Source organism: Bradyrhizobium sp. CCBAU 51627 (assembly GCF_028128765.1).
Taxonomy (GTDB): Bacteria; Pseudomonadota; Alphaproteobacteria; order Rhizobiales; family Xanthobacteraceae; genus Bradyrhizobium.
In genome coordinates this window covers 36,813-61,248 of record NZ_LBJG01000022.1, presented here as the reverse complement: position 1 = coordinate 61,248, position 24,436 = coordinate 36,813, and the positions used below count along the sequence as shown (strand labels likewise).

Below are 24,436 nucleotides of genomic sequence, written 5' to 3'. Positions count from 1 at the left end.
AGTCCATGTTAGACAGGTCTGCGAAGCACGGGATATCCAAGCGCGTCCGGCTTGTGATCATCGATCGACAACCGGTCGTTCTACACGGACTGAAGTCGGTATTGGGGACACAGCGGGACTTTGAGGTTGTCGCATCATGCCGTGATGGCACTAGCGGCCTCGAAGCGATTCGGAATTTGACGCCCGACGCCGCGCTCGTTGCTGACACGCTGCCAGATCTGACGGTGTCCGGGATCCTCGCCATTACAAAAGCTGAGAATCTTTCCACGAGATTGGTGTTCTTTACAGAGTTCGAGCCCGAACCCGACCACGATCTTACCGCAGCTCTTGCTGCTGGCGCCTGCAGCGCGATCTCGAAGCATGCTTCGCCTGCCACTCTGTTGCACCAATTGAGATTAACAACAAGGCGGAGCGTAAAGCGGAGTGTATCGCCCGAGCAGTTTGATCTTTCGCCAACCGGCAAGGAAGTCGTCACCGGCGGCGAAATTGAAAAGATGCTACAGCAATTGACGCACCGGGAACGCCAAATTGTACGATTGGTATCAGAAGGAAAGTCGAACAAGGAAATCGCGCGCGAGCTGAACGTTTCGCCGGGTACCGTCAAAGTTCACCTTTACAACATATTTCAGAAGCTTGAGATCACCAACCGAACTGTGCTCGCGGCCCTCGCATTGTTGCGGCCCCGCTCCGGATTAGGCACGCTCTCGATCGTCCTTCTGGCGCTCGCAGTTGCAGACAAACTCAAGGGATCGGAAGCGAACGACATCGCTCCGGATGATAACGGCATCGGCCATACTGGAGAGCACGCCGGATATGGGCCATGGAAAGGAGCTATTCTCCGGGACCAGTTCGCCTGGGAAAGCCGCGCGGGGCCTCCGCTCACCCAGAGAGATTCTCTGGTCAGGCCGAACTCAGCCCCGACATCCATAGAAACGCTGCGCACGACTGAGCAATCTACAGTCTCGAAGCAATGGACATACCACGGCCCTGTTGGATCAAGCACGCCCAGTCTTCCTGCGCCCTTGCTGCGAGGAACCCGCGACACCCAACTTGGCGATCCGTCACCCGAACATCGTCTTCCGCAGCTTACTTCCGATCCAACGTTCGGATACGGTGGGTATGGCACCTTCGCCGCTCTCGTCGGTGCGCTGATCTACGCCGTGAACGACCCCCATCTCGCCGAGCAGACGTACCACACGGATCGCGCATCGTTTGACAGCTTCGTAGTCGCCGCCACCAGTGCTGACGCCAATCTTGTAGCCAACTCACCCCGTGGCCTCGCTTCGCCTCAGTTCCGTCTACCTTCCGCAGTGGTCACGACTGAAAGAGAAAGCGCCGTTGGAGAAAACGCTCGGGGCCAAATTGGTCATGGCGCCGGGGGTGACACCCTCCAGAAACCTGCTGGCTTGGTGGACGCTGGGCACGATGCCAGCATTGGCGGATATGGCCGCGATCAAGCCATGGAGAGCAAATCTAGCGAAAATGTTGCTCATGGCTCCCGGGCCGATTCCGATTCTACCTCTGCCGACTTTGTCTTCAATTTCGGATCCGGGTCCAGCAGGATCAATCTTGCGGCTTTCGGAGGGCTCGCCTGGTTGCATATGACAGCAGCAACCGGGTCTGTGCCGCCACATACACTCGCTTGGATCTATCACTCCGCGACCAACGAAACGATCGTGTATGTGAATTCGACCGATCGTGTTCTTGATATCGGGGATCGCGACCTGCTCGAACTCCATCTGGAAGGGATAGTTTCTATCGCGGCCTCGGATTGTGTCGCCCAGGAAGAAGTCACAGTTGCCGCTGTTACCTTGGAGCAACTCCAGGAAACACTGTTATCGGCAACCGCACTGAATGACACTCCTCAAAGTGCGGACGATGACCATCTTGGTATCGGGGCAAGCAGAGGCAAACTCACGGAGGTCGGAGCTGGGACCCTTTTCGCAGATGACAGTTTTCAGGTTCAATTCGGGCAGGCTCGAACCGACTTCCCGGCGGCGACGAGGTTCAGAGCTCCCGATGGCGGTACGGCGGGTGCAACGCAAGAGCCCGACGGTGCGTCCGCCGTTTCGGCTCACGCATTGTCGATCGAGCTTGCCCTTGGCGCGAGGGTGACGGCGACTGAAAATCCCTCATTGGAGAGTGAGCAGGTCAATGCTGACACCGGAATTTTATCGACCGGGTCCAGTGATATTGTCGGGCAGAGCGTTGCAACGCCTGCTGATGCGAACCGCGAGCAGTCACAGCACGCTTTGGAGGCAAGATCAGCAAACGAGGCAACCGCGGGGTCGAGCGCAGCCGGCATCAAACCAGGCAACGACGTTGGAAATGATGCCGAACATCACACTCCGACACCGGATGTTGCGCAAGCATCTTCGAAGGCGGCAGAAGCAGGCAACGTGAAACATGAAAGCTCCGGACACTCAGATTCTGCAAACGCGCCGGAAGCAGCTGACGTTATGCCGCCGGTTGGCGGCAACACCGGAGGTGGTCATCTGCAACATAGTTCGGAGCCGAAATCTGCAAAGGCGGCCGCCGCGGCGTCGAGCGAAGCCGGCATCAAACCAGGCAACGACGTCGGAAATGATGCCGAACATCACACTCTGACATCAGATGTTGCGCAAGGATCCTCGAAGGCGGCAGAAGCAGGCAGCGTGGAACATGGGAGCTCCGGACACTCGGATTCTGCAAACGCACCGGAAGCAGCTGACATTGCGGAGCCGGGCGTCACAATCGGTGGCGAAGCCCAGCAGGCCACGCCCTCTGCTGTGATCGTTCCAGAGGCCGCACAGTCGGCTAGAGCCGCATATGAGACAGGCGGTACAGATAAAGAGCCGGCGTTCCGCTTCGATAGCGCGTCAGCTTCCTCCACTCTCGGCGCGGCGGTTGAGCACAGCGAGCTCAATATTCCGATCGATCTGCGCGCTCCGCCGAGTCAGCAAGAGACCCTCGGGATGATCGTCAGCATAGTTCCGGACGAGCACGCGCCCAACCACGGCAATCACGGTCCGCATGTATCCGCGCCCAATGACTTTCTGATTTAGAGCGTTGCATTGTCGTTGACCAGAGATCGGCAAGCACGCGACAGCGATGAGCTTACCGGCCGGGTCTTCTGATCTGGAGCGCCCCGACAAGCCTGCTAGGAGGAGCGAAAGCCCGACGGCATCGTTCGCCAGATTTTATCATTGAGGCAATAGGCACAGCGCCCTCGAATATGTCTTCGGCGGCACCGCCCTAGACGAGGGACGTCGGGTCATCGGACTGGACAATATCAACCATTACTACGACCTGCCCTGAGGCATGCTCGGCTTGGCATTTTTGCGCGAGGTCCCTCGGTTGCTGCATATAGATCTTGGTGATCGCAGGACAGGACGGGGCGTCTGAGGCATTTTCGCGACGGACCGCGATGTATGACCAAGCTTCCTTACCAAAGATTGCGGCCCCGGGGGTAGGATTCGCAGGCCGGGGCCGCAAAGCTGCGCCGAAGTGGGCTCCGTCGACGCACTGTCATGGTAATCACAGAGGAGCAGGCGTTCATTCTGAATTCTTGATCATTCACATCAACTTGGAGGTACCCATCCATGATGATGTCTTGGCCTGGAATAGCGACATGCCACGTTTCCCATTGTGGCGCGACAAGCCCGTCTGATGCATAGCGCTCGGTGCAGTCATCGGAGGGTTCGCATTGTCCGGAGACATCGATGCCGCGGTGTTTCTTTCATATCCACGACGGAGCTTCAGTTCTAGATGACGTCAGGCTGGATCTTTGGACATTTTCGCCGCGCGGAGCGCAGCGATTGAACTTGGCGGCGAGTTGCTCAAGAATGACGTGGCGGATCCCTCTTAGCTCATGTCGCCTGGCAGGTTGAGGTGAGCGACAGCCCCGGGCTTGGCGGCCGTCGCTGGTCATTCGCCAGTTCTCAGTCGCAGGATGACTGACAAACCTGCATCCCCGGCATCCAATGCGGAGCATGGTGTTCAGCTGCGTTTCGGCGAAAATTGCTTCATGTTGCGCCGCGTTCAAACGCTAGACGATGTGTTAACGCTCTCCGGTCATCGGATCCGGTTTGGCCCGCGCAGGTTTGTCCTCCGCAGCATGGGCGCGGTCATCGTGGGAGATGGCGAGGGCAGCAAGCGCCGTGCGATTGCTGACTGCGAGCTTTTGGAAGACATTGTGCAGGTGCACCTTGATCGTGCCGTCGGCAATATTGAGTCGCCGGCCGATCTCCTTGTTGGAGAGACCACGAGCGACAAGGCGTATGATCTGCCGCTCACGCTCGGTGAGCGCCGCGAGTGCGGTTTCCGGATTCCGACTCTGCTCCCGAGCTTGGGCTTGAGCAGTGGGCGGTCCCGGCACGACAGTCTCACCATTGGCGATCGCCCGCAAGCATTGCACCAAGGCAGGGCCCGCCATCTCCTTCAGAAGAACACTACACCCCATCGGGAGGGTCGGCAGAACATCACAATCCTCGCTGGCCCCGAAGAACGCCAAACGCGTCGATCGAGCTTCCGGACCGCTGAACGAGTTCAATAGCGCCGCATCCACGATCGCGATGTCGGGCGCGAGCGTCGATATTGCTTCGATGCAACTCGCAGCATCGCCGCAGGACGCAACGACCTCAAAGTCGGATTCTGAAGCAAGGATACTCGCGAGTCCTTGCAAAACTATAGGATGTTGGTTCGCAATAACTAAAGTCGCACGACGCATCGGCGCTCCTTAATCTGCCGCCCAAAATACGCCTAGTGAAGCTAAAACACTTATCGAAACCGATCGTTCAAAACGGACTTTCTATCAAGAGTTGTTACTCGGCGCCAGACAAAACCCAGGACAACCACCGCACAAGCCTGAACAAGCTCCGACAATACATGAATTTTCTGGACCCAAAGACCGTATGAATCCGGGGTGAATGCACAACCACCTAGTTTCAGCGCAAGCTTGGCGATGGCGAAGAGCGCTGCTAGCGAGCCATTATGGCTCATGACCGGACATTCGAAAGTTGAGTAGATATCGTCGCTCGCGCTCAGATCAAATATTTGGTCAAGCTACCAAGTATCGGTCGCCGTGCTCAAGGCCGGACGCAATCTATAACGAAAGGCATAGTTGCGCCTATGACGAAAGGTATAGGCATAATCGAAATATCGGGCCTAACCTTATCCAGTTCTTAAACGGAGGCTAGCGAGAGGCCTTCTTCTGCCAATCGGAAATTCCTGCGCGGCAGTCAGTCGAGTGTGTCCCTATCAATGCGCCGTTCGGTCACTTTGCGGCGCTGAAGTTGTTCGATCAGAATGCGGTCATTCGCTGCTGAGGCTAGCATGTCAGGATCGGCCGAAACCGAGCTCAAGTTTCCGCCGGGCTCACGAATTCAAATAAAGCCAGCAGCCGGTCCTCGACTGGCCGGCAGGACCGGCACTGTGATGGGGGCTGGATACTACACCAAGAGCCTTCGCGTGATGTTAGACGGCTCGAAGGGTCCAATTACTCTTCATATGGACTACGTAGCCCTGATCGGCACGTGAAGCGAATCGCATCTGCAGCCACGTTCCGGCATGTGGCCTTCTTCAACGAACGATGCGCCGGTATACAGTTGTGAACCCGCGCGGTGCGGTGATGTAAGTACAGCTATTCGAATCGGTACCACGGCAACAAGCGTCGGATGTTCTCACAGACAACGAGCAACGGCACGTCTCACCGCTAAATCGCTCCGGAGGCTGATCGATACAGCTCGTGAACGCCTTACGACGAACGCCAGCGAATATCCTAAGTCGGCGTGGCGTTCCGGAGCGCTTCTCTGGCCCACCGAGTACACTGCTTGCGCGCTATACGCATCAAATTCTCTTGTGAGCTGACGGGTGTTCTGTCCGTTTCGATCCTTTCGAAAGGGCATTGCCAACTTTTCCTGATCCGATTCACATACACAAATGTCTTGCCCGGGGCTCGTTCGTACGATTGCTCCTCTTGAGCCCACGAGCAGGAGTCCTAATCGGTGGCCAACCTAACGGTATCACAGAGCAGATTTTTCATTCGAATGGGTGGCAAAGGTTGGATGGTGTACGATCGCGAAAGGAGAGGACCGGCGTTACTCGGGATGGATCTTGCGGAAAATCTGACGAAAGAGCACGCAAAGCACATTCAAGATCTACTGGCCCCAGCAGGAAAAGGCAGCGCTGAGGTCCCTGAGCGCTGCCCAGGGATAAGAGCAATCAGGAGGTAAGCGATTTGGCATCGCTCCTGACCTGACTGCACGTTACCATAATGTAGTCAGGGTGCGTCCAACGCGAACCTCGGCGCTTTGCGAACGCGGCGATCGGCAGTTCAGCACAGACCGTCCTCCGAGAGAAGCAGGCGTCAGCGCAACAGCCATTCCACATGTAGAAAGGCTTCTATCCAGAAACAATGCAAACTGCCTTACTTCAGCGAAATTACGATCGCACTAAGATTGGCAGCCATCTCCAGTCCGGCTTTTGGTCCTTGCAGAATCATCACGACGCCGTTGTCGTTTCGTAGCTGGATGCCACCCACGCCGCCGACGAGGGAGCCACCACCGCCAACCGAACTGTAGGTGCCTGCGAAGTCGCGGACATCTCTGATGCCGGAAGCCCAGCCTTCCAGGCGACCGACGGTAGCGCCCGCCGTAATCCCGAGGCTCATTCCTGTGACGCGAAAGGGGTAGCTGCGGCCGCGATAGCTCAATACGCCGCTGCCGGCGCCGCCGCCTACCAGCAGACCGGCCTTCACGATCTTGACCCGGACGTGGCCAGAGGCCTGCGCAAACGAGGGGCTCGCCAGGATACTCACCGCAAACAAACAGATCGCTGCAAGGCGAATGGTCGACCGCAAGGCACTCATCATGTCAGGGTTTCCCAGCGTCGACCTTCTTCCAAGTCTGGTCGGGATCAAACAGCGTGAGGCGCTTGGCCACAATGTCGGTGCGTTTGCCGAGATCCTTCTGGTAGACAACGCCGGCATGATTGACCAGGAAGGTCATCACGCCGGAATTGCCGTATTCGGCCGGCCAGGCGATCAGCGCAAAACCGCCGATCATCTTGCCTTTGATGACGTAATTCACGGCACCGCCGGGGGCATCCGGTCCCTGTCCCTTCAGTATCCGGAAGTAATAACCGTGATAGGGCATCATCCCCTCCCCGGCCTTGTAACCCTCGCTTGAGGCTTGCGCCGCAAGCGGCCCAAGCGGGCTCGGATCGCTGTCGTCACGCCAGAACAGGCCGTCCTTCTTGCCGGGCGAGGAGACGATGTGCTGCGCGTAGACGCCGGCGCCCTCGCCGCGGTCCTTGTCGGCATATTCGTTCTGCGCATCGACGTAAGCGAGCGCGGTCTGGATCGCGTCGAGCTCATTGCGCCCGATCCGACGGCGAAGCACTTCGATCCGCCCCTCGTCGGTGTCGAATTCCCATCCGGCCTTGGTATTGACCAGCGGAATCGGGAACGGAAAATCATCCGCTCCCAGGAGCAAGGTCGCAGTTTTGTTGCCTTCCGCCTTGATGCCGTGCTTGGCATCATACATCGAGCTGAAGCGCTGGCGGATATCGTTGTCTGCGACCTCGTCGCCGGAGGAAACGATGTCCTCTGCCGACCTGCCGAGCACTTTCAGGATGCCGGCCGGTCCGCTCTTGACCGCGGCCGCAAGCGCGGCGGCCGCATCCTCCGGCGTCTTGTAGGATTGCTGCGCGTGGGATGCCGAACCGAGAAGCGCCAGCGCCGTGATGCCCGGCAATACCGAGCGATAGAACGATTTAAGACCCGTCATGGCATCACCTCCGCGGGAAGCTTCGCACCGTGAGCAAGCCAGTCGCGGTAAGTGCGGAATGTCAACCCGAGCTTCTCGTAGTAGACGCGCAGATAGCCGTCGCTGCCGCGTGTCACTGCGTCAGGCTTCACCTGCTCGACCTCCTGCGCCATCACGCCGACATAGGCCTTGTCGCTGCCGATATAGCTGAAGCGGTAGTAGCCGAGGCCGTTGCCGAGGTGCCCGAGAAGGACGATGTCGTGCTTCAGCGCGATATCGGAGCGCCGGCCACCGCCGCCTCCGCCGCGACCGCCTCCGCCACCTCCGCGGAAACCACCGCCTCCACCTCCGCGCATCGCCGCGCCGCCCCCACCACCGCGCGGCATGCTGGCCATGCTGGCGCGACCGCGCGCGGATGCCGCTGCCGCCGAGCGGCCGGAGGAGACGCTCATCGCGCCGCCGCGATTGCCGCCACCACCGGAGCGGTTCGCGGCCTTTGCACGATCGCCGCCGCCCTTTCCGGCCTTTGCGCGGTCGCCGCCGCCTTTGTTGCCGCCTTTGGCCCGATCACCCGTGCCGCCCCGATCACCGCCGCCCGGCCGGTCGCGCGTACCCGCACTCGGGCGATCTCCCCGATTGCCGGTGCGATCACCGGCACCACCACGATCGCCGGCCCTGTCGCCGCCGCGGTCGCCCGCTCGGTCTCCCGTCCCCTGGTTGGGGCGCAGCACCTGTTTGCCGTCACGACCACGGAAGTCCATCCGGTCCGACGCGCCCGCCTTCAGATTGTTATTGCCGAATTTCTGCTGAACGTTCGCGTTGTTGTAGCGCACGCCCTGTCGATGCGCCGGATTGTGCTGCCAGCCGTTGCCGATGTTCGTCGTCCGGTGATTGACGTAGACGTTGCGGTTGCCCCAGTTGCAGCCACCGCCCCAGTAATTGCCCCAGCGTCCGATCGCCCACGCCGTGCCGAAGGCGATGCCAGCTGCGACCACTCCAGCACCAATATAGGACGGATAGCCCCAATAGTAGGGCGGATACTCGGCATAGGGCCAGCTCCCGTAGACGGTGGCCGGATCGTAGTACGGCACGTAGATCGCAGCGGGATCGGCTTGCTGGATCACGACGACCTGCTTGCCTTCCTGAGTCTGGATGCTGACCTTCTGCTGCTTGGTGGTGACCAGCTTCTTGTTGTCATAGGCCTTGGTACGCAAGCGCTGGATCGCATCCATCACATCCGGCTGCTGGGCGAGAAAGGCATCGCCAAGCTTCTTGGTCCAGTCGAGCTGGTCGCTCATCATGGTCAAGACATCTGCGGTGCTGGCCAGCGCCTTGACGCTGTCGTCCCAGCCCTGCTTGTCCACCTCCGTCTTCAGCGCGTCGCCTTTGAGATGCTTGCGTTCCTTCAGCCAGCGATCAGCCTGAACCACCTCCAACGGATAGGTCGAGGCGGCCAGCACGTTGGCCAGCAATTCGTCGGGATAGAGCGCAATCGGCGCGACCAGAGCTTCGAGTTGTTCGGGCTTGAGGAGCTCAGCCGTCGGCGCTGCGGGACTTGCCGGTTGCGCCTGCGGGGCTGGTCCGGCCGACTTGTCAGTTGTCTGGGCCGACACGCAAACCGGCGCGGCCAGCACCAGCGCCAGCGCGAGCAACGTCTTGCCGCAGCGGATCATCGCATCCTCCATTTCAGTCCTGCCGGTAAGCATGAGACCGAGAGAGGGACGTTCATTGACAAAAATCAACGAAACAGGAGCGTCGCCCATTGCAGCGCGGGATGCTAACTCGCGATCGGGAGGCGAACCGTGAACAGCGCACCGCCAAACGGCTGGTTCTCCGCGGAAATCGTGCCGTGGTGCGCCTCCACGATCGTTCGCACGATCGCCAGCCCCATGCCCATGCCCTCCGGCTTGGTGGTGAAGAAGGGCTCGAAGATGGTTTTGAGATCGGCAACTGCGATGCCTGGTCCCGTGTCGCCCACCCGGATCTCGGCAGAATCTGCGGAGCGCCCCATCGTGACACTGACTTCGCGCTTGCCTGCCTGGCTTTCCGATATCGCCTCCAACGCGTTGAGGATCAAATTGAGAACGACCTGCTGCAGCTGCACAGGATCACCCTTGACGTGCAGCTCCATCTCCGGCGGAGCGTAGAACGCCAAGGCGATATTGCGCCGCGCGGCCACATCACCGACCAGGCCGATCGCTTCCCGCACCGTTTCATTCAATTCGATATCCTTGATCTCGAACGGCGCCTTCTTGAGCACGCTGCGCAACCGGCGGATCACCTCGCCGGCACGCTGGTCGTCACGCCTGATGTCGGCAAGAATCTCGCCGATTTCGACAAGATCGGGCGCAGTGCCCCTCAGCATCAGCTCTGCCGTCTCCGCGTTGGTCAGAATCGAACCAAGAGGCTGATTCAGCTCATGGGCGATCGATGCGGTCAGCTCTCCGACCGCTGCATAGCGATTGACATGCGCGAGCTCGGCCAGGCGCTCTCGGGATTCGACTTCGGCAAGGCGTCGCCCCCGACGCTCATGAAGCAAACCGCTGATGAGCCCTGCCTGGATGAGGATCACCGCAGCGATCAGAGCCAGCTGCCAACGGTGTTCCTTCCAAATGCCAGGCTCCCGGAACAGGACCTCGCTGCCCTTAGGCAGGTTGCTCTCGCTGATTCCCCATCGCTGTAACTCGCGCCAGTCGTACTTCGGTGCAGCATACGCAATCGGCTCGATCTTGACGTCTGCAGGCTTCTCGCCCCCGAGGATGCGGAGGGCCGCATCGGCGGTCTTTTCGCCCAGTTCGGGAATGGAATGCATGGGACCGCCGACGATGTCGCGTCCGAAGAACGACTCCTCGAAGCAGAATATGGGAGCATTGGCGACAGCACGGAGCCGGTGCAGCGCGCGATCGCCGTCATGGACGACGCCGGCCGCATCGACGGACATCAAGCCCCAAAACAGTACCGTATGCGGGGGAAGCGCCGAGGCCCGCTTCAAGATCTCGTCGAACGGCAGATCACCGTACCAGACGAACGAGACACGATCTTCGAGCGGCTCGACGTCCTTCTTGACCTCTTCAAGCCAGAATTTTTCCAACGCGGACGCACCGATAACGAGGGCGATCGTCCGCGTATCCGGCAGCACCTGAAGAGCGTTGCGGAATGCCGCGACAAAATCGTTGCGAACCGAAACAACCGTGTCCCGCTCGGTCAGGCTCGCTCGGTCGATCAGCCGCTCTTCGACCGTTGTGAGGACCATCGGCGCGTTCGGAAACAGCTCCGCTCGATGCTTCTGCACGAACCCAGCGGCAGGTCCCCCGATGCTCATCACGATATCAGGCGGACGCCCCTGGTACATAGAGCGAAGATATTCGACGAAAGGGCCTTCAGCACCTGGCTCGGTGAACCGCGCGGTGAGCAGCGTATGTTCCTGAATGTCGAGCGGCCAGGGCGAGCGCTGCTCGAGATTTGTCTTGATGCTGCGCGCGTACTCGCTCCAGGGCAGGAAATCCCGCCCGAAGGAGTGCAGCAACAACACGCGCTTGGGTGCGCGGCTATTGACCTCGCCCTGTCCGGCAGCATTAACTGGCCCCACTCCAAGATACGACCAAACCGCCAAACCGAGACACAGCAGCGCAACCTCGGCTACGCGCCGCTTGGCCGACGCAACGGAATTGCGCCCGGTCATGGTATCTCTCCGACGACCTCCTGCGGACCGCACCATCACAGCACATTTGGGCGCAGCTGCGCCAGTACCTGTTGCACCGGCGCTGTTCTCGACCGCCTACTGCGACGGACAACGGTGATACCTGATCTCCATGTCCTCCATACCTGGAAAGAGCCGAGCGATGCTGTCTGCGTCCAAGGCCTTCACGCTGAACTGAACACTGGACAGCATGATGTCGGTGGCGCAGGCTGCAATCAGGTTGACGCTGGTGCCATTGTCTTTTCTGGCTTTGACCTTGCAGCGCGCGAACTTGCCTATGAGCTGATCGCCGTCGACGATGAAGCCGCCGCCATAGACCTCGGACATCTCGGCGAAACCGAGCTTTCCTCCTTCACGGGTGAACACCTTCTCGCACTGATCGGCGCTGGTGGCCCAGGCGCCGTTCAGATCGACCGCACCGGCGCGCCCGGTTGATCCGAATATTGCGGACATTGAGAGCGCGACTGCAACGACCGACTTCCCAAATCCAGACATCCACGAATTCCCTTCAAATCAGTTTTGATTAGTGGCCACCGCTGAAGATCAGCGTCTTGAACGGCAGCAACAGAGCCTGGATCCGCAGCAACAGCGCGTGGACGAAGCCGATCGCGTCGACGGCATGGAGCACGATCCGCCGGCCGGTCGACGTCTTGGGATCGACGATCTCGTCATGATTGCTGGTGTAGGCGTTCACGATGCAGGCGCTGCCGGCCGTCACGCCGTCTAGGCCGCCTTTGTAAAGCGGCTCGAGGAACACCAGGATCGTCCCTGGCTTCGCGAGGTTCTGCGCCTCAATGAGCTGTTCGCCGGTCCGAAATTGGCCGGCCGCGATGTAGTCCTGCACGGAGGTTACCACCAATGGAATCACGGCCCATGGCTTGGAGACGCAGGTCGCCTCGGCGACCATGCCCTCCTTCATCACGCCTGCTTCGATCTGGCCGAAGCCAGCCTGCAGCCGCTCGCGGCCGGAACCTTCAGGAATCAAAACTCCGGCGGGCCGCATCAGCTGATTTACGACATCACCAGCGCGAACGAGAAATTGCTCGACACGTCCATCGACGCCGGCACGAACGAAGGTCTTGTCGAGTTCGACCTGCGCCTCGGCCAGTGAGGCCTCAGCGCTCGCCTTCTGTGCGGGCAGCAGCGTCGACACCTGCAAAGTCGCCGTTTCCTTCGCAGCGGTCGCGGCGTCGATCCCGGCCTGACGCTGGTCGACCACGACCTGGAGCTTCTCGATGTCACGCTGCGGCACGATCCCGGGATTGCGGCGCTGCAGCTCGGTCTTGACGTCCAGCTCGTCCTTGGCCTGCTGATAGTTGGCCCTCGCCTCCTGGATCTGCGCCTCGGCCTTGACGACGTCGGCTTTTGCCGACGCCATGGACGCATCCACCTCGACGACCTTGCGCCTGGCCGTTTCCAGCGCTGCCGTCTGTCTTGAATTGTCGAGCCTGAAGAGGACATCTCCCTGCTTCACGGCCTGGCTGTAGCCGATGTTGACCTCCGCGACACGGCCCGATCCTTCGGGCAGGATCGGAACGGTTCGGAACAGCAGCGCCGCGTTTGAGGTCGCCGGATGAAAGAAGAACACGCTGGTGATGAGGGCCACGGTCAGCATCAGGCAACCGGTGATGCCCCAGCGCAGCTCGTACCAGACGGAGAAGATCGTGATCTCCTTGCCGAACCGCTTGCCCTGGGCAAAACGCCGGTAGAGATAGTCGGGAAGAATGGTCAGAAGCGAGCAGATGATAAGCTCAAGCATGGCTACGCACCTTTTGCTCCGCGTCCAGGTCATGTTCATTCCGACCGACCGCCACGGGGGCCACTCCCGCATTTGGTTGCGATAATTCGTCCGCATTCTTTGGTGGCGCGCCGTCTGCGATCTTCTCCACCGATCCGGCAATGCTGCGTAGCGGCGTTCCGAAGTCCGGCAGCTCGATCAGCGCAAGCACCAGGGCCGCGATCCAGTACAGATGTTCGTGCGTGAACAGAGCGATAAGCCCCAGCACGGCGACAATCTCGAACTGCAATTTCTGGGTCTTATGCGCCATGCGTTCGGGCAGGCTGTGCAAGTGCCAATACAACAGCCCTACCGCGAAGACGGCCACGATCAGGATGATGCCCGTCACGATCATCAGCGCATCCGTCTCGCCCGGCGAGGTGATGAAGAATGGCAAATGATGCGGTGCCATTGGATGAAGCTGCTCGCTCAACGCGCTCTCCTGATCGGGGACCCAGCAGTCACGAATTTGGCCTTACTTTGCTGCCCCAGGGTACCGCTTTGCTTGATTTGAATCAACGGAATGGCGCCCGCCTCGCCTAGCCTTATCTCGCATGAACAGAGCAGCAGGAGGCATCGGCAATGTCCGCCAATCTCGACACCCTGATCCCCAACGCCACGCAGATCCGCAAGGAAGCTGCCCTCAAGGAAGCCGAAAAGGCGGAAGAATATGCGAAGCTCGCCGCTGCAGCGGAGGACGAAAAGCGCGCCTTGATCGAGCGGCTGAGCAAACCATCGGGCAAAACCGAGGAGGAGAAAATCAAGCTTGCCGCGACCATCATCCAGCGTGCGGTGCGCAACGGGCTGACCGAGGTGCTGGTCTATCGCTTTCCCAACACGCTGTGCACCGACAAGGGCCGTGCCATCAACCAGCAGGAAGCGGGCTGGGAGAAAACGTTGACCGGTATCCCGAAAGAAATCTTCCAGCTCTGGACCGACTATCTGAAGCCACGCGGTTATCGCATCGGTTACCAGATCATCGATTTCCCTGGCGGCGTGCCCGGCGACATCGGGATTACGATTTCCTGGGGCTGAGCGTCGCTCTTCCCGATCCTCACCGACACGGCGAAAGGAAAGGCATGGCAAAGGGCGGAACTGGCGCGCGGATGAAACGCAAGGTTTACGAGAAAGAGCTGGAGAAGCTCCAGGTCGAGCTCTGCCATCTTCAGGACTGGGTGAAGGAAAAGAAGCTGCGCGTGGTGGTGTTCTTCGAAGGCCGCGATGCCGCGGGGAAGGGCGGCACGATAAAGGCCATTACCGAAAAGGTCAGTCCGCGCGTGTTCCGCGTCGTGGCGCTCCCCGCACCGTCCGATCGAGAGAAGTCGCAGCTCTACATCCAGCGCTACATGCAGCACTTTCCGGCCGGCGGCGAAATCGTGATCTTCGACCGCAGCTGGTACAACCGTGCGGGCGTCGAATACGTGATGGGCTTCTGCTCGTCCGCCCAGCACCAGCGCTTTCTTGAGCTCTGCCCGAATATGGAGAGACATCTCATCGAGAGCGGCATCATCCTGGTCAAGATCTGGCTCGAAGTCGGGATGGAAGAGCAGGAGCGGCGCTTCAAAGCCAGGATCGACGATCCTCTCCGGCAATGGAAGCTGAGCCCGATGGACACCGAGTCCTACCGGCGCTGGTACGATTACTCCAAGGCCCGGGACCTGATGTTCGAGGCAACAAGCTCCCAGCATGCGCCCTGGACCATCGTCCGGTCCGACGACAAGCGACGAGCGCGGCTCAACTGCATCGCGCATCTACTGGATTCGATCCCCTACAAGCGGATCAAGAAAGACAAGGTCAAGTTGCCGCCGCGGTCCGAGAAAGGGCGTTACAACGACCAGGCCAGCCTACAGGGAATGAAATTCGTGGAAGAGCGTTACTGAGCAAGGATCCAGATCGAACAACAATAGGCCGCGCAGCGCGCGGCCTATTGTTGTTTGGACCCTGTCTATTTCAATCGGATCGTGACCCCGCCGACGGCCGCCGACACCTCGGCGCCCACCTTCGGCCCGCTGAGCTGCAGGATCACGCCGTTCGCATTTTGCAGCTGGACAGCTCCTGCGCCGGCCGCAACGGCTCCGCCGGCGCCGCCCACGACATAGGAGCCTTCAATCGATGCCGGACCCCGCAAGTTCAACGCGCGCCCGACAAGCTTGGTCGTCGAGGCTCCAACGGTCAAACCAACACTCATGCCGGACACCGTGAACGGATAATTCCTGCCGCGAAGGTGCAGCACGCCCTCGCCGCCCCCCACACCGACGATGAAGCCGCCCTTGGTGAAGACCACGGCGACGCTGCCGGTTTCGGCGCGCGAGGGCGCGCTGAAGCCAGCGGTACCGAGGAGTAGAGCGGCAATAGCAACCAGTTTCTTCATGACTTTCCCCTGAGTTTGGCTCACCTATTGAGCCAGAAGCATTGCGAAGTAACCGAAGATCGTGAGCAGGATGCCCGAGACGGCGTAGCCGACCGGGAATCCGATCCAGGGTACCGTGCTCTGGATTTCGACCGCGGCCTCGCGGCACGGGCCGGAATGTGATCGCGCTCCCGCCACGCCGCCCATCAGCACCGCCGGGTTGATCTTGAAGACGTGGAAGCCGATCGCCCAGACGATGAACGGCGGGATCGTGCAGGCGATGAAGCCGACGACAAAGATCTTCAAGGCGACGGCGCCCGTGAGTTGCGCCAACAGTCCCGCGCCGGCGTTGACGCCGACGATGGCGACGAAGACGACGAGACCGAGATCCTCGAGCACGTTGCGGGCTGCATTCGGGGTGTTGCCGAAGAAGCGCAGCCGCGACACGATGGAGGACACGATCACGCCCGATAGCAACAGACCGCCCGCATTGCCGAGGCCGACCTTGGCACCGAATGCCGGGAATTCGACCATGCCGATCAGGAAGCCGATGATCATGCCGACCGACAAGGTCAGCAGGTCGGTCGACGTGTTGGTCCGCGCAATGCGGCCCCACATGTCGCCGAGCTCGTTGACCGCGGACTTCAGGCCGACCACCGACACGATGTCCATGCGCTCCAGCTTGGTCTTCAGACCGGCCGGAATCTGCACGCCGCCGCGCTCGACCTTGGTGACCTGCAACTGGCCGGCGATCGCGGTGTCCCGGAAGGACTCGAACGTGCGTCCTACCATGTCCTTGTTGGTGACGAGGATGTCCGCCTGGTCCATGGGAATTCCGAGCGTCCTGGCGTCGGCGACTTCGGGACCGATCAGGCCCATCTTGTCGGTGAGATGCTCGGTCGAGCCGCCAAGCGCGACGATGTCGCCCTTTTGCAGCACGAGGTCTGCGTCAGCACCTTGCAGCTCGCCGTTCCGTCCCACGTTGACGATCCGATATTCCGGGTTCAACGCCCGGAATTTTGCGATGCTCATCCCGGCAGTTGCTGGATTCTCCAGCCGATAGGCCCGCAGCCCGAACGGGCGATAGCCGGTCAGGCCGCCGCCCTCGAGATCCTTGACGCCGAACTCTTGCTCATACTGCTTCGCGGCGGCCTTGGCATCAATCCCCCACCAGCGCGGCAGATATTTGCAGATCAGGATGATGCCGACCGTGCCCCAGATATAGGTGATGCCATAGGACAGCGCGATCATGCCGGTGGCTTCCTCGGGCTTCATGCCCGCAGGCAGCTTCACGACGCCTGAAGTCACCGCCTGTTCCGCCGAGCCGATCGCGGCCGACATCGTCTGCGATCCCGCGAGCATGCCGCCGGCCGCACCCGGCGGCAATGCGAACAGCCTCGCGCCAAGCACGACCAACGTCAGGCCCAGCACGCTGGATACGACTGCGAGGAAGAGGAACTTGACTCCGTCGCCCCGCAGGCTGTTGACGAAGGATGGACCAACGCGCAAGCCGACGCCGTACATGAAGAGATAGTAGAACAGGCTCTTGGCGAAATTGTTCAACTCCAGCTTCACCCCGTAGCTTGACGCCCAGACCGAAATTCCCGCGCCGACCACGATGGCGCCGGCGACCATGCCGAGACCATAACCTTTGACACTGGCCCGGCCGATATAGACGGCGAGGCCGACGACGAAGAACAGCAGCAGGTATGGATACTGCTGAAGGAATGTGAAAAAGCTCTGCATGTTCGGTCCCCTCTAAGATGCCGCCTTGAGCTTCGGCGCTGCCGCAGGCTTGGGCCTGCCGATCTTCGCCAAGGCTTCGGTGCGCACGAGCTTCAGTCCCTCCTTGGCGTCGTAGCCATGGATCTCCTTCACATCGAGCTTGCGCATGAAGTCGATGGTTTCCTGCGTGATGACCTGGCCCGGCACCATGATCGGGAAGCCAGGAGGATACGGAATGACGAAGTTCGCCGAGACGAGTTCCGGTCCTGCCTTCAGGCGACGATCGATCTCGGGATCGTTGAGGCGAATGTGCTCGCAACCCGTTGCGTCATAAGCCGAATAGAACCCGCTACGAATGTCACCCTCGTTGGTCTTGCTGCCCGCGTCGCCCCGATAGCTCGGGTGGAAATGCGAGAAGTTCGGCAGGTCCGGCACGTCGGTCATCAGGCTCTTGACCCGTGCCTCGAACGTCTTACGTGCGTTCGCGCCGCCTTGCGTCAACCCGCGATCGACCTCGCCCGCGATCTCGGCAAGCACCCGGATGAGGTGGGCGACGTCGCTGCGGGTATTGTTGATGTTGGACTGGACGAGGATCGAGTTTCGCGAGGTTTTGTTGACCTGAATATTGTACTCGCTTGCCAGGATGCCCTTGAACTGGGTGCCGTCGTAGCCGGCCGTTCCACAAACCAGCGTCATCCGGGTCGGGTCGAGGCAGAACTCGTCCTCGTCGAGGCTCTTAAGCGTATTCGCCCAATTCACGCCGGCCGCGAGATAATCCGTGAAGCCGCTCTGGCGATACTGCGCCGGCACCATCGCGTCTGCGCCCAGGATACGGAAGTATTTCGAGATCAGCGGATTGTTGTTGATCGCGTGGCGGATGGCGAACGCAATCTCGATTGCATTGGCCACGAGCCCGTAACCTTCAAGCTCCATCTGCCGCCGCGAGATATCGAGGCTCGCGATGAGTTGCTGGTTCGGGCTGGTGGAGGCGTGGGTGAACACCGCTTCCTTGAACTGCTGTTCGACAGTATGGAACTCGACGTCCTTCACCGAGAGCATGGAGCCTTGCCGGATCGCCGACATCGATTTGTGGGTCGAATTGGTCTGGTAGACACGGAGACGGATCTGCCGCGGATCAGGGATGAGCCTCGTCTTGAGCAGCACCTCGTCCGATGGGTTCTTGCCGAGTTCGGCCTGCTGCTTGTCATAGGCCGCGACGGACTTCGGATCGCGCATCCACGCTTCGATCTCGTTGGCGGCGCCCATGGCCGTGCGACGACGCAGGAACGGCGAGAAACGCGCAAAACCGAACCAGGCCTCGTCCCAGAGGAAGATCAGGTCCGGCTTGATGGCAAGGCATTCCTCCATCACGCGGCGCGTGTTGTAGATGTGGCCGTCGAAGGTGCAATTGGTCAGATCGACCATCTTGACGCGGTCGAGCCGGCCGTCGGCCTTAGCACTCAACAGCGCCTGCTTGATCGTCTTCAGCGGCACGGCACCGTACATCGAATATTCGGTCATCGGGAAAGCTTCGACGTAGAGCGGCTGGGCACCCGCAAGCACCATCCCGTAGTGATGGGATTTGTGACAGTTGCGGTCGACGATCGCGATATCGCCGGGCGCAAGCAGCGCCTGCACCGCCATCTTGTTCGATGTCGACGTGCCGTTCGTGACGAAGAAGACTCGGTCGGCGCCGAGGGCGCGGGCGGCCTTCTCCTGCGCCTTCTTGATGTTCCCGGTCGGCTCCAGCATGCTGTCAAGTCCGCCGGTGGTCGCGCTGCTCTCAGCGAGGAACAGGTTCGGTCCGTAGAACTCGCCCATGTCGCGAATCCAATCCGACTTGAAGATGGACTTGCCGCGGGCGATCGGCAGCGCGTGGAACGTCCCGATCGGACGCTGCGCGTATTTCTTGAGATTGTCGAAGAACGGCGTGTCGTAGCGGTCCTGTATCCCTTCGAGGATCGACAGATGCAGCTCCAGGAGCTCTTCCACCGAATAGAAGATGCGGCGAACGACGCTGGCGTCGGGATTGCCGGCCAGCTCCTCGACGTCGCGGTTCGAGATCATGTAGAGGTCGAGTTCGGGACGAACCTTCTTGATGATCTGAGCCAGCCGCAGCGCGGACGCGTCGGATTCGTCATTCAAAGCCGCCGCGGCCGTGATCGAGCGGAGCACCGGCGCATCGTGCCGCGAGCGCAGTCCGAAGCCATCGTTGATAATAACGGCGGCGATGTCGGGGTTGAGCATGGTCGCGCAGAACGCGTCTTCAAGGCTGCCGACGATCACGGGCTCGTAGATGAAGCCATCGACCGGGCGGCGCAGCTTGCGCCATTCGGCGGCGAGTGCCGGCCACTGACTTGATGACACGCCCGTCACGATGAGGGTTTCGAAATAGGGCCGGCGCAATGTATGCGCGCCGAACGATGGCGGTACCAGCTCGGGCACATCACCATTGCCCTCATCCTTCGCGCTCCAGTCGCCGGCATGCTGGCGGAAAGAACGTGTCGCCAGCGCCTGGGCGATCTTCGTTGCAAGCGCAAACGATGTGGATCCGTCGCCCGCCGCTGCCGCTTCCCGCAGCGCTGACATCAGGTGCAGACCGGGATAGCCATGGAACTCTTCGGTGATCGAGAGCTCGGCCAGCGCCGCATCGTAGGCCGCGCGATGGCCGACCCGCGCCCAGATTTTCGCTGCCTCCACGAGATCGCGCCAAGCGTCCGCCCGCCCCCCGGGACCGGAAAAGAACTGATCGATACGCTTCTGTGCGGGCTTCGATTCCTTGGACATATCGCTCTCCCGATCCATCGGCAAATGATGCGGGATCGTGGCCGCGTGCCCGGGGGCTTCGTTGATTCAAGTCAACGGTCCGGAGCATCTCGTCAGCCGCGGCAGAGCGCGCATATCGCAGCGCAAAATGAGCGCTCAAGCGCCGCTTGGGTCGGGGCCGCTCAGGACGCTGTCGAGCGTCCGCAGCCACTGCGCGCTGTCGGTCTTCTCGGCCAGTCCTTCCGCACGCAGAAGGTCGCGCAGCTGCGCGTGGGCGCCGACAATGCAGAGCGCGATGCGCCGGGATGCGAGTTCGTCGTAAAGAGCGTGAAGCATGCCCGCGCCGGCGAGATCGATATAGGGTGATGCCGAGAGATCGCAGACGACCAGCCGGATGTCGGCCGCTCTTTGCAGCGCGTTCAGCACGGACGACAGGATCGTCTCGGCGTTGATGTAGAGCAGTGAGGCCTCGGGGCGGAATGCGATCACGCCGACCAGGGGCTCCACGCCATCATGTCGGGCGCTGTCGGAATAGCGGCCGGTTCCCGGCAAGCGTCCGAGAAACGCAATGTTCGGCTGCGACGCGCGCGCCAGCAACAGGAAGATCGATGCGATCGCAGCGAGCAGCACGCCTTGGAGGATTCCCAGGAGCAGCACCGAAATCAGCGCAATGGCAGCGGCGTAGAAGTCGATCCGGCTCACCCTCCACATGCGCACCAGCGCGGGGACGTCCACCAGCCGGTAAACCGCGGCAAAAACGATAGCGGCCAGCACTGCCTTCGGCAGGTTGGTGAGCACTCCAGTGAAGAACAACAGACACAGCGCCAGAGTGACGGAGCAGATCAGGAGTGCCAGCGGTGTCCGCGCGCCGGCATTGTCGTTCACGGCTGACTGGGACAACCCGCCGGCGACAGGATAGCCGTGGCCAAATGCCGCGGCGAAATTGGCGGCACCCAAGCCGAGAAACTCCTGCCGCACATCGAGCGCATATCCGTGCTTGGCAGCGAAGCTGCGCGCGGCGGACACGCCTTCGATATAGGCCAGGAGCAGGCAGCCGGCGGCAATAGGGAACAGCTCTTCGGGCTCAACCAGGCCGAAGGTCGGAACGGCGAGAGTCGGCAGGCCCTCGGGGATCTTACCGGTGACGGGCACCCCCATGGCGGGTAGTCCAAGCAGCGTCGCGGCCAGGATCGAGAGCGCGACGATGGTAATGCCGACGGGCCGGCCCGGCAGGAGACGCTCGCCGAGCAGCAACAGCACGAGTGCGACGGCCCCGACGGCCAATACGAGCAGATTCGTATCACCGAGCTGGCCCGCGATGTGGATGGCTCGATCAAAGAAATTGCGGCCGCCGCCGGGAACACCGAACAGAGCCGGCAGCTGGCTCATGATGATGGTGAGCCCGGCGCCCGCCTTGAAGCCGACGAGGATGCTGTCGCTGACCAGGCGAACGAGACTGGAGAGCTTGAACAGCCAGGCGATCAGGCAAAGCAGCGCCACCGCGCAGGCGACGAGGCTTGCAATTTGCGCATAGCGAACCGGATCACCCGCCGCGAGCGAGCCGACGGTGCCGGCGATCATCAGTGAGATGGCCGAGGTCGGACCAATGGCAAGCTGGCGCGATGATCCGAGCAGCGCATATCCGATTCCGCCAAGAATGTAGCCGTAGACGCCGATTTGCGGCGGCAACCCCGCCAGCGCCGCGTACGCCAGCGATACCGGAATCGCATACGCGGCCAGCGTCACGCCCGCGACCGCGTCGGAAGCCAGCCACGCGATCCGATAACCCGAGACCCAGCTGAAGGGCGGAACGAAGCGGCTCCAGCCGCCCCATTGTTCGAATACCGGCTTCATGAGTTCGCCTCTGAGTTCACGGCTTCGCATCGGAGCAGCACGATCAGCAGCGCGACGACGGGAAGTCCCAATGCGAGGTCCGGGACCACCTTGGTCATCAGAGCGCCAAGGGCCGCGCCAAGGCCGAAGGCGCAGCACACGGCCGCAAAAATGCCAGATCGCCGCAATCTCCCGACCGCGACACCGCCAGAGGCCACTGCGAAGATGCCCTCGATCGCCTGGCGCATGTTCCCGGTGATCATCACCGTGCTGTAAGTCGTGCCTTCGACCTTGGTGAAGACGGCCGCCTGCATCGCCGCAACGAGCGAAATTCCCAGTGTGCCCGCGATCTCGGGCATTCGATTATGAAGAATGCCGATGGTGATCAGGAGGAGAATCTCGAGCAACGTACTGATGACATTCGCCCTCTCTCCCGTTGCGCGGCGCAGCCAGGCAGCGATCACAATACCAGCCGCGAATGCCAGTATCGGAGGACCAAATTGCAGCGCTCTCATCCAGTCGCCTTCCATTCCGTGGACCCAGAGAAGGACGAGATTCGCCGTCTGCGCGTTTGCCATCACGCCATGGATGATCCACGTATAGGCATCGAGAAACCCGCCAGCGAACGCCAGCAGCAGCGCGACGGTGATCGTCTCGTCGCGACGCAGCAATGGAGTAGCGGTGATATTCAATGAAGCCATATCCGATACGCGTGTGTCGTCGATCCGGCAGCGGTCCATTGACGCCGCGCGAGCGAAGAAAAGGCTTGACCTGAATCAAACCTCCCAGCGGCTTTGAGGATTCAACTCCGTCCGGAACAATGCGCTGGGGAATAACGATCATGGACACCGTCAGGTGGATCATCTCCACCGCTCCGGAAATCTTCTTGCTGCTTGCCGTCGCTCTTGGGACTGGGCTGGGGCGGGTCAAGATCAGGGGCTTTTCGGTCGGCACCACCGCATGCACGCTCATCGTGGCCGTCCTCATCGGCCAGTTGGGAAGCTTCGCGTTTCCGTCGGTGTTGAGAGTCATTCTGTTCAGCCTGTTCGTGTTCACGATCGGCTACAAATCCGGTCCCGAGTTCTTCGCGTCGTTGAGCATCCGCACCCTCGCCCAGGTTGCCATGGCGCTCGTGCTCGGTGGCACCGGCCTCCTCATCGTCCTCACCTTTGCTTTTGCTTTCGGACTAGATTCCGGCACCACCGCTGGGCTCGCCGCCGGTGCCCTGACGCAATCCTCCGTCATCGGCACCGCCTCGGGAGCGCTCGCACAGCTTGGCCTGCCGAAGGCTTTGCTCGAGCAGCAGGAAGCGAACATCGCGGCGGGCTACGCCGTCACCTATGTGCTCGGATACATCCTGACGCTGATTTATGTCCCGTTCATCGCGCCCAAGCTGATGGGCGTCAATCTCAAGGACGAAGCCAAGAAGCTCGAGATCGAGCTGTCCGGCGGCGAGCCTCCCAAGTCAGAGAACCTGCACTATCGAAAGTTCCAGGCCCGCGCATACCGCGTCTCTGCCGCAGCGGGACGGACTGTGAAGGCGATCGAGGACGAGATCGGCAGCCGGACGGTGATCGAGCGCATCGTCCGTCAAGGCACCGACATCGAGCCGCATCTCGACACGATCCTCGAGACAGGCGACGACATCGTGATCGCCGGACGGACAGCAGTGATCGTCGCCGCGCGTCCCGTGCTCGGCACCGAGATCGACGCAGACGAGATCCTGAAGGCCATGCCGGGCAATGTGGTCGACGTGCTGGTCGACAACCGCAATCTCCACGGCCGCTCGGTCCAAGATGTCGCCGATCGCGTCGGCAGCAATGCACGTGGCGTGTTCCTGCGGACTCTGACGCGAATGGGGCGAGAGGTGCCGCTCAGTCCTGACACGCGTATCTATGTCGGCGATGTCATGACGCTGGTCGGCACCAGCCGAAACATTGAACGCGCAGCCGCGCAGGTCGGGCAGATCCTGCGCGCCGGTGATCGCACCGACATTGCCTTTCTCGCGGCCGGAATTGCCGCCGGCCTGCTGGCCGGCCTGATCAGCTTCAAGGTCGGAGGAATAGCGCTGACGCTCGGCGGCGGAGGCGGCGCCTTGATCGCGGGCCTCGTCTGCGGCTGGCTGCGGTCGCGCCGACCAACCATGGGCGCGATGCCGCTAGCCGCACAGCAGACGCTGAGCGATCTCGGTCTCGGCGGCTTCATTGCCGCGATCGGCCTTGGCAACGGGCATGCGGCCTGGGCCGCGATACAGGCGCATGGCTTGCTGCTGGTCGGCATGGGTCTCGTCGTCACGCTCGTGCCGCTGATGGTAGCGACACTGTTCGCTTATCACGTCCTGCGTATGAACCCGGTTGTCACCTGCGGCGCGCTCGCAGGAGCCATGACGGTCGACGCCGCCGTCACGGGGGCCTGCGAGGTCGCCGAAAGCCAAATGCCGGTGCTGGGCGTCGCCGTGCCTTATGCCGTGGGGAATGTCGTCCTGACGGTGCTTGGCCCCATCATCGTGGCCGCGACTTTTTCCGGATGAGGAGGATGGG

17 protein-coding genes are annotated in these 24,436 nt (G+C 61.1%); 4 read left to right on the top strand and 13 right to left on the bottom strand.

Annotated elements, in window-relative coordinates; genetic code table 11:
• The first annotated feature begins 5 nt into the window (after positions 1–5).
• Positions 6–3,044 carry a response regulator transcription factor gene (locus tag XH88_RS11230; protein ID WP_271615424.1) on the top strand — a complete coding sequence of 1,013 codons (3,039 nt, stop codon included), beginning with the start codon at positions 6–8 and terminating at the stop codon, positions 3,042–3,044.
• A 995-nt stretch (positions 3,045–4,039) separates the two neighbouring features.
• Here XH88_RS11230 and XH88_RS11225 read toward each other — a convergent pair.
• From XH88_RS11225 to XH88_RS11190, 8 genes are all read right to left on the bottom strand, one after another.
• Entirely contained in the window at positions 4,040–4,708 is a 669-nt protein-coding gene (locus tag XH88_RS11225; protein WP_271615423.1) for a response regulator transcription factor, read from the bottom strand.
• 1,698 nt (positions 4,709–6,406) lie between these two features.
• Positions 6,407–6,850, bottom strand: coding sequence for a hypothetical protein (locus tag XH88_RS11220; protein ID WP_271615422.1), 444 nt, complete (start codon positions 6,848–6,850; stop codon positions 6,407–6,409).
• A gap of 1 nt (position 6,851) precedes the next feature.
• Positions 6,852–7,766, bottom strand: a complete 915-nt coding sequence (locus tag XH88_RS11215) for a DUF2950 domain-containing protein (protein WP_271615421.1) — start codon at positions 7,764–7,766, stop codon at positions 6,852–6,854.
• Complete coding sequence (locus XH88_RS11210) at positions 7,763–9,418, bottom strand: DUF3300 domain-containing protein (RefSeq protein WP_271615529.1); 1,656 nt, start codon at positions 9,416–9,418, stop codon at positions 7,763–7,765. The genes XH88_RS11215 and XH88_RS11210 overlap by 4 nt, the downstream gene beginning before the upstream one ends.
• Before the next feature lie 104 nt (positions 9,419–9,522).
• The gene (locus tag XH88_RS11205; RefSeq protein WP_271615420.1) at positions 9,523–11,427 is read right to left on the bottom strand and encodes a sensor histidine kinase; all 1,905 of its coding nucleotides are present in this window, start codon (positions 11,425–11,427) and stop codon (positions 9,523–9,525) included.
• Positions 11,428–11,523: 96 nt separating this feature from the next.
• Positions 11,524–11,898, bottom strand: coding sequence for a hypothetical protein (locus XH88_RS11200; protein ID WP_271615419.1), 375 nt, complete (start codon positions 11,896–11,898; stop codon positions 11,524–11,526).
• A 70-nt stretch (positions 11,899–11,968) separates the two neighbouring features.
• Positions 11,969–13,204, bottom strand: coding sequence for an HlyD family secretion protein (locus XH88_RS11195; RefSeq protein WP_271615418.1), 1,236 nt, complete (start codon positions 13,202–13,204; stop codon positions 11,969–11,971).
• Positions 13,197–13,655, bottom strand: a complete 459-nt coding sequence (locus XH88_RS11190) for a hypothetical protein (RefSeq protein WP_271615417.1) — start codon at positions 13,653–13,655, stop codon at positions 13,197–13,199. The genes XH88_RS11195 and XH88_RS11190 overlap by 8 nt, the downstream gene beginning before the upstream one ends.
• Before the next feature lie 149 nt (positions 13,656–13,804).
• Here XH88_RS11190 and XH88_RS11185 point away from each other — a divergent pair, with 149 nt between their 5' ends.
• On the top strand, positions 13,805–14,257 hold the full coding sequence (locus XH88_RS11185; RefSeq protein ID WP_271615416.1) for a hypothetical protein: 453 nt from the start codon (positions 13,805–13,807) through the stop codon (positions 14,255–14,257).
• Positions 14,258–14,328: 71 nt separating this feature from the next.
• Positions 14,329–15,102, top strand: a complete 774-nt coding sequence (gene ppk2, locus XH88_RS11180) for a polyphosphate kinase 2 (protein ID WP_442868436.1) — start codon at positions 14,329–14,331, stop codon at positions 15,100–15,102.
• Between the two features lie 65 nt (positions 15,103–15,167).
• Here ppk2 and XH88_RS11175 read toward each other — a convergent pair whose 3' ends face one another.
• From XH88_RS11175 to XH88_RS11155, 5 genes are all read right to left on the bottom strand, one after another.
• Positions 15,168–15,593 (bottom strand): hypothetical protein, encoded by a 426-nt coding sequence (locus XH88_RS11175; RefSeq protein ID WP_271615414.1) that lies wholly within the window; start codon positions 15,591–15,593, stop codon positions 15,168–15,170.
• 24 nt (positions 15,594–15,617) lie between these two features.
• Complete coding sequence (locus XH88_RS11170; RefSeq protein ID WP_271615413.1) at positions 15,618–17,318, bottom strand: aspartate:alanine exchanger family transporter; 1,701 nt, start codon at positions 17,316–17,318, stop codon at positions 15,618–15,620.
• 12 nt (positions 17,319–17,330) lie between these two features.
• A complete protein-coding gene (locus tag XH88_RS11165) occupies positions 17,331–20,084 on the bottom strand; it encodes a decarboxylase (RefSeq protein ID WP_271615412.1) in 2,754 nt (917 codons plus the stop codon).
• A gap of 135 nt (positions 20,085–20,219) precedes the next feature.
• Entirely contained in the window at positions 20,220–21,917 is a 1,698-nt protein-coding gene (locus XH88_RS11160; protein ID WP_271615411.1) for a SulP family inorganic anion transporter, read from the bottom strand.
• Positions 21,914–22,597 (bottom strand): YoaK family protein, encoded by a 684-nt coding sequence (locus XH88_RS11155; protein WP_271615528.1) that lies wholly within the window; start codon positions 22,595–22,597, stop codon positions 21,914–21,916. The genes XH88_RS11160 and XH88_RS11155 overlap by 4 nt, the downstream gene beginning before the upstream one ends.
• 140 nt (positions 22,598–22,737) lie before the next feature.
• On the opposite strand from XH88_RS11155, the gene XH88_RS11150 reads away from it, so the two are divergent.
• Positions 22,738–24,426 carry an aspartate:alanine exchanger family transporter gene (locus XH88_RS11150; protein WP_271615410.1) on the top strand — a complete coding sequence of 563 codons (1,689 nt, stop codon included), beginning with the start codon at positions 22,738–22,740 and terminating at the stop codon, positions 24,424–24,426.
• The last annotated feature ends 10 nt before the right edge of the window (positions 24,427–24,436 follow it).